The sequence below is a fragment of the Chamaesiphon sp. GL140_3_metabinner_50 genome (assembly GCF_025361915.1).
In the GTDB taxonomy this organism is placed as follows: Bacteria; Cyanobacteriota; Cyanobacteriia; order Cyanobacteriales; family Chamaesiphonaceae; genus Chamaesiphon.
The window spans coordinates 1-3,935 of sequence record NZ_JANYJC010000016.1; the positions used below are offsets into that span (position 1 = coordinate 1).

General features: G+C 47.8%; 4 protein-coding genes. 2 read left to right on the forward strand and 2 right to left on the reverse strand.

Translation table 11 applies throughout. The annotated features are described in order from the left end of the window. Positions 1 to 274: 274 nt before the first annotated feature. Positions 275 to 916 carry a sigma-70 family RNA polymerase sigma factor gene (locus tag Q0R35_RS00730; RefSeq protein WP_295613449.1) on the reverse strand — a complete coding sequence of 214 codons (642 nt, stop codon included), beginning with the start codon at positions 914 to 916 and terminating at the stop codon, positions 275 to 277. A 136-nt stretch (positions 917 to 1,052) separates the two neighbouring features. Here Q0R35_RS00730 and Q0R35_RS00735 point away from each other — a divergent pair, with 136 nt between their 5' ends. Together Q0R35_RS00735 and Q0R35_RS00740 are read left to right on the forward strand one after the other, a co-directional pair. Then, positions 1,053 to 1,604: a thioredoxin family protein gene (locus tag Q0R35_RS00735; RefSeq protein ID WP_366944789.1), complete on the forward strand. Its 552-nt coding sequence runs from the start codon at positions 1,053 to 1,055 to the stop codon at positions 1,602 to 1,604. A 288-nt stretch (positions 1,605 to 1,892) separates the two neighbouring features. Further along, on the forward strand, positions 1,893 to 3,140 hold the full coding sequence (locus Q0R35_RS00740; protein WP_366944790.1) for an NAD(P)/FAD-dependent oxidoreductase: 1,248 nt from the start codon (positions 1,893 to 1,895) through the stop codon (positions 3,138 to 3,140). Positions 3,141 to 3,174: 34 nt separating this feature from the next. On the opposite strand, the gene Q0R35_RS00745 is transcribed toward Q0R35_RS00740, so the two are convergent. After that, complete coding sequence (locus Q0R35_RS00745) at positions 3,175 to 3,639, reverse strand: hypothetical protein (RefSeq protein ID WP_295613458.1); 465 nt, start codon at positions 3,637 to 3,639, stop codon at positions 3,175 to 3,177. Between the last annotated feature and the right edge of the window lie 296 nt (positions 3,640 to 3,935).

The window sequence follows — 3,935 nt, forward strand, 5'->3', positions numbered from 1 at the left end:
CCAACTGCTCAAACCAATCGTTACCGCAGTCGGCGTACATCTAATTCAAGTCGAAGAGATCGTCGAATCCCAGCTAGACGAACAGCTCAAGCAACAACTCCTCTCCGAAATGTTCGATCGATGGCTGACAGAAACGATCGCTGCTACCTCAGGATCGGTTCTTTAACGCAAGTTGCTAGTTATAACCAAGGTTAAAGATTTGGGTATTAGGTATTAGGTATTAGCGATGGGATAAAACCTAAAACCTAACACCTATCCCACTAAAAACCCATAACTAGCAACTTGGGCTATTTAGCATCGGTGTACCCGCGCCATGCAGGTACAGATCGCAAATATCGTCAGGTATCGCCGCCTCTAATTGTCGATAACCTACCGCCAAATAATCGGGAATACTAGCGACGGGAATTTTTTGCCCCTCACCTTGTAGATACGCACAGATGCGTTGTTCGTTCCACTTCAGGTTTTGAGTCATTACCACAATTAGGCGCGATAGCGGCGGGATGCGATCGAGTGCCCGTTCGAGGTAGCATTTTAATGGTGGGGGTGCGGCTGTTAAACTAGATCGAATCCGATCTGCTGGTGGAACCTCAGTCCGATCGAGCGTACTACCCGTAATATCGACCGTCCAATTTTGCCAATTAGTAGCTTCAGGATTTACCGAAAGTTTGACTCGATCTAACTCTTCAAAAATTTGTCGCCAAGCGATCGCAAATAGATAATCGGCTTGAACCTGAGACTCCACAGCATGTTGAACCACACTATGTACGATCGCCCCATACCGACAAAATAACGCTGTAAAAAATTTACCCTGTTCGGGATGTAATTGATGTAGATTAACTAACTCTCGATCGCTATAAATAGCTAACGATTTAATTATCTCGCGATCGACTTCGGGGAATGTGGGAATTGACAACATCTTTCAATCGGTTGACAGTTGATAGTTGACAGTTTAACACTGGAGATCGAGACAGTTAAACGTCCCAATAAGACCCGATGATGCAAACAGCGCGATATATTAAATCTACGTATTATTAAATATTAAATTTATGACGATGGAATCTACCCCCGCACCACAGAGAATGCGTAACTTTGCGATCGTCACGATCGCGATTATCTTAGTTGTCGCTCTCGCCCTCGGCGTACGCGCTCAAAACTTTACCGACAGCCTCGAAACCCAAGCCAAACAAGCACAACCGATCGATATCGCCTTGAGTAATGGCAAACCCACACTCATGGAATTTTATGCTAATTGGTGTACCAGTTGTCAGGCAATGGCACCAGATCTCGCCGCCATTAAAGCTCAATTTAGCGATCGGATCAACTTTTCAATGCTCAATGTCGATAATACCAAATGGCTGCCAGAAGTCACCAAATATCGCGTCGATGGCATTCCCCATTTTGTCTTCTTCGATAATAAAGGCGAAGTCCTCGCCCAAGCCATCGGCGAACAACCCCGCCAGATCTTAACAGCCAAACTCACCGCCCTCGCCATCGGAACCGCCCTGACCGATACCGCATCCACCACCGCAGGCGAAGTCTCTAAATTCACACCCAAAGTAGTTCCCAGTGGTGGTAACGACACCCCCCGCGCGCATGGAGCTTAGGTTTTAGGTTATAGGCTTTTAGCGAAGATCTACCCACCCCGCCCTCCGGGCACCCCTCCAGGGCTACGGTGTATACACAAGTTGGCTGGGCTTCGTTTCTAGATCTGAATCCCCCAACCCCCTTGGAAAGGGGGCTTTAAAAGTCCCCCTTTCCAAGGGGGATTTAGGGGGATTTCTAGAGATTTCGCCTTCATCCAGACTTGTGTATACACCGTAGCCTCCAGGGAGGGGATTTGCCCTACTTCTTACTTCTTACTCCTTACTCCTTACTCCTTACTCCCTACTCCCATCTCCCCCGTGTCTCAAATCATCATCATCGGCGGTGGCGCAGCGGGCTTTTTTGCCGCTGTTACCTGTGCCCAAACTTATCCCGATACCCGCGTTACCTTGCTCGAAGCGGGTAAATATCCCCTTGCTAAGGTCAAAATCTCCGGTGGCGGTAGGTGTAACGTCACTCATGCCTGTTTCGAGCCGACTCAATTAGTGCAGTACTATCCGCGCGGGAACAAGGCTCTGCGGGGTGCATTTACCCGCTTCCAACCTCAAGATACCGTAGCTTGGTATGCCGATCGCGGTGTCAAACTCAAAACCGAAGCCGACGGGCGGATGTTTCCGACTACTGACGACTCCGATACGATCGTCCGGTGCTTAATGGATGCTGCGGCGGCTGCTGGGGTCAAGATTTGGACGGGGGCTGCTGTCAGTGAAATTACGCCCCAGCAGCCCTCAGGATGGGCTGTAAACCTCAAATCAGGGCAAGTTCTGACAGCCGATCGAGTCTTACTCGCCACGGGTAGCAATCCCAGTGCTTACAAATGGGCGCAACAACTGGGACATCCGATCGTTACCCCCGTACCATCCCTGTTTACCTTCAATATCCCCGATGCGCGGCTGGCAAATTTAGCAGGAGTCAGCGTTAAAACCGCCACAGTTACATTAGCTGGATCTGGTAAAAAAGCGACTTTAAATCAAGCCGGGGCATTATTAATTACCCATTGGGGTATAAGCGGCCCCGCAGTGCTAAAATTATCGGCTTGGGGCGCGCGGTTTCTATCTGAATCTCGCTATCAAACCACCCTAATTATCGATTGGTTGCCAGAATATCGCCCCGATAAGTTGCGAGAACTAATCATCGCTGTCAAATCGCAACTACCCCAAAAAACTATCCAAAATAGTTGTCCTATACCGATACCCCATCGCTTATGGGAATCTTTAACGAGTTATGTCGGCATTCAACCAGGCGACAGGTGGGCAGGATTGGCAAATAAAACACTCGATCGATTGATTCAAGAACTTAATCGTGGTGAATATCAGATTACAGGCAAAGGTGCTTTTAAAGAAGAATTTGTCACCTGCGGCGGTGTCGATCTCAAGTCTGTGAATTTCCAAACTATGGAAAGCAAAATTTGTCCGGGGTTATATTTTGCAGGCGAAATTCTCGATATCGATGGGGTAACGGGGGGCTTTAATTTTCAGAGTGCGTGGACGACGGGATATTTGGCGGGATTGGCGATGGGAGATGGGAATAAGAAGTAAGGAGTAAGGAGCTTACTCCATTTCTACGCTAAGACTAGAGTTTTTGATGGGTATAGGCATGTTGCTTGACATTATCGTCCTTAGTGACGACCCGATCGGCGTTAAGAATTCGCTTGCGATCGGTAGAATAGTTAAAACTACTGTAACTAGTACCTTGAGGAATGTGAACTTGGGCTTCGGTACGGCGTTTGTAAGTCCGGGCGGAAGCGATACAACGGTAAGCAAATTCACTACCTAGTTGACAGTCGCTAGGGAAACTCGCTGGAATTTGGGGAACATCGTCACCAATTACCGCACCTAGCGTCGTAGCAGCGGCAATGTCGTAAGAGGTGGGAATACCTTTAATTAATGCTTCGAGCGCAGACGAAGGGATTGGTTCAATGACTTTGACTTGATGAACGCCATCATCATCGCGGAAGAAGCAAGTAGCCACACCGATGACTAGATAGTCATCAGCAGTAAGATCGGGAGCGTCGGCGATCGCAGTAATTAGGGTCATCGTGTATTTAATAGCGGGCTAAAATTTAGACACTCACTTAGTTATCTTCATCAATCTTACCAATTTAACTGGGCACGGCAGATCCTCGTTAAACTACTTATCATAATAAATGAGCGATTATCTATTTATAGCTAAGATAACAATAGTCTCGGTTGAGACCATTAGCCCCACTCGATGATTTCGAGACGCGTTTTTCGATATCCAGACCGTATATGCATAGCGATGTCTAACTACATGGAAGCTTTCAGCCCTACCCCGCCAGATTGGAGAGAACTCGCAACTCACGCCCAAGGATT